Annotated in this window: 1 rRNA gene; it reads right to left on the bottom strand. The window is 55.0% G+C overall.

Annotated features, from left to right (window positions below):
• Positions 1–20: 20 nt before the first annotated feature.
• A 23S ribosomal RNA gene (locus FBQ73_RS11810) occupies positions 21–2845 on the bottom strand.
• Between the last annotated feature and the right edge of the window lie 164 nt (positions 2846–3009).

Raw genomic sequence — 3009 nt, 5'->3', positions numbered from 1 at the left:
GGTGAACATTGAGGATGAGAACGATCAAGCCAATCGAGCTATTAGTACCGGTAAGCTGAACGTGTCGCCACGCTTACACACCCGGCCTATCAACGTGGTGGTCTTCCACGGCTCTCAAGGGATTACTCGTTTTGAGGTGGGTTTCCCGCTTAGATGCTTTCAGCGGTTATCCCGACCGTACATAGCTACGCTGCACTGCGGCTGGCGCCACAACAGCTCCACCAGAGGTACGTTCATCCCGGTCCTCTCGTACTAGGGACAAATCCTCTCAATAATCCTACACCCACGGCAGATAGGGACCGAACTGTCTCACGACGTTCTGAACCCAGCTCACGTACCACTTTAATCGGCGAACAGCCGAACCCTTGGGACCTGCTCCAGCCCCAGGATGTGATGAGCCGACATCGAGGTGCCAAACGATTCCGTCGATATGGACTCTTGGGAATCATCAGCCTGTTATCCCCGGCGTACCTTTTATCCGTTGAGCGATGGCCCGTCCACGAGGGACCACCGGATCACTATGGCCGACTTTCGTCTCTGCTCGACTTGTCAGTCTCGCAGTCAGGCAGGCTTATGCCATTGCACTCAACGAGCGATTTCCGACCGCTCTGAGCCCACCATCGCGCGCCTCCGTTACTCTTTGGGAGGCGACCGCCCCAGTCAAACTGCCCACCATGCACTGTCCCGGACCCGGATGACGGGCCGCGGTTAGACATTCATATTTCCAAGGGTGGTATTTCAAGGGTGACTCCACGAGAGCTGGCGCCCTCGGTTCAACGTCTACCACCTATCCTACACATGCAAACACGAATGCCAGTGCAAAGCTACAGTAAAGGTGCACGGGGTCTTTCCGTCTGACCGCAGGAACCCCGCATCTTCACGGGGAATTCAATTTCACTGAGTCTATGCTGGAGACAGCGGGGAAGTCGTTACGCCATTCGTGCAGGTCGGAACTTACCCGACAAGGAATTTCGCTACCTTAGGACCGTTATAGTTACGGCCGCCGTTTACCGGGGCTTCGATTCAAAGCTTGCACCTCTCCTCTTAACCTTCCGGCACCGGGCAGGCGTCAGACCCTATACGTCATCTTGCGATTTCGCAGAGCCCTGTGTTTTTGCTAAACAGTCGCCACCCCCTGGTCTGTGCCCCTCGAACCTGGTTGCCCAAGCCCGAGGCCTCCTTATCCCGAAGTTACGGAGGTAAATTGCCGAGTTCCTTCAGCATAGTTCTCTCAAGCGCCTTGGTATACTCTACCAGTCCACCTGTGTCGGTTTCGGGTACGGTCTATGTGGGGGCTATTTCCTGGTACCCATGAATTGCCCGAGAAATCCAATAATCTCGAACCATCTGCCGGATACGTCACACACCCACTGGCCCACGAATATTCACGTGGTTCCCATCGACTACGCCTTTCGGCCTCGCCTTAGGGGCCGGCTAACCCTGCGCAGATTAGCTTTACGCAGGAACCCTTGGACTTTCGGCGACAGTGTCTTTCACACTGTTTGTCGTTACTCATGTCAGCATTCGCACTTCCGATACCTCCAGGATGTCTCACGACTGTCCCTTCGCAGGCTTACGGAACGCTCCGCTACCGCTTGCACAAAGTGCAAACCTAAAGCTTCGGCGCGTGGCTTGAGCCCCGATACATTTTCGGCGCAAGAATCCTAGACCAGTGAGCTGTTACGCTTTCTTTAAAGGATGGCTGCTTCTAAGCCAACCTCCTGGTTGTTTTCGGACTCTCACATCCTTTCACACTTAGCCACGACTTGGGGGCCTTAGCTGTTAGTCAGGGTTGTTTCCCTCTCCACGACGGACGTTAGCACCCGCCGTGTGTCTCCCGTGTAGTACTTCCTGGTATTCGGAGTTTGGTAAGGTTTGGTAGGTCTGTGGGACCCCCTAGCCCTTCCAGTGCTCTACCCCCAGGAGTATTCGCACGAGGCGCTACCTAAATAGCTTTCGCGGAGAACCAGCTATTTCCGGGTTTGGTTGGCCTTTCACCCCTAGCCACAAGTCATCCGAGACTTTTTCAACAGGCACCGGTTCGGTCCTCCAGTGGGTGTTACCCCACCTTCAACCTGCTCATGGCTAGATCACCCGGCTTCGGGTCTAATCCGACGAACTGAACGCCCTGTTCAGACTCGCTTTCGCTGCGCCTACGCCTATCGGCTTAAGCTTGCTCGCCAGACTAAGTCGCTGACCCATTATACAAAAGGTACGCGGTCACTCAGGACGAACCTTGAGCTCCCACTGTTTGTAGGCATCCGGTTTCAGGAACTGTTTCACTCCCCTCGTCGGGGTGCTTTTCACCTTTCCCTCACGGTACTGGTTCGCTATCGGTCGCTAAGGAGTACTTAGGCTTGGAGGGTGGTCCCCCCATGTTCAGACAGGATTTCACGTGTCCCGCCTTACTCGAGGACGAATGTTCGCATTACGTGTACGGGGCTATCACCCTCTGAGGCCCGGCTTTCCTGACCGGTTCCACTTGTCTTGCATTCGCCACTGGCCTAGTCCGCGTTCGCTCGCCACTACTAGCGGAGTCTCTGTTGATGTCCTTTCCTCCGGGTACTTAGATGTTTCAGTTCCCCGGGTTAGCTTTTAACCCCTATGTATTCAGGGTTAAATACCTTCATCTGAAAACTGGAAATCCGAAGCCTAAACCTCGTTGGGCCGAAGCCCTTCCGAGGTCGAAACCTCGGAGTTCCAGTCTTCGAAGGTGGGTTTCCCCATTCGGAAATCTCCGGATCAAAGCTCATTCGCAGCTCCCCGAAGCTTATCGCAGCGTATCACGTCCTTCGTCGCCTCTTAGCGCCAAGGCATCCACCGAATGCCCTTAAGACACTTGATCGTTCTCATCGTCGATGCCCACCCCTCGGCAGAGGTCACCCTTGCGGGAATTTGCCCCGGCAGCTTGCGCCACCTGGCCAAATGGATCGACGGTCATATTTGAAAAGACCAGCTTCGCATTGTCTCGACGAAGGTGCGGTCAGCACCCAACGATCGCATCAGGAC

The organism is Xanthobacter autotrophicus (genome assembly GCF_005871085.1).
Classification (GTDB): Bacteria; Pseudomonadota; Alphaproteobacteria; order Rhizobiales; family Xanthobacteraceae; genus Xanthobacter; species Xanthobacter autotrophicus.
This window is presented reverse-complemented; position numbering and strand designations above follow the sequence as displayed.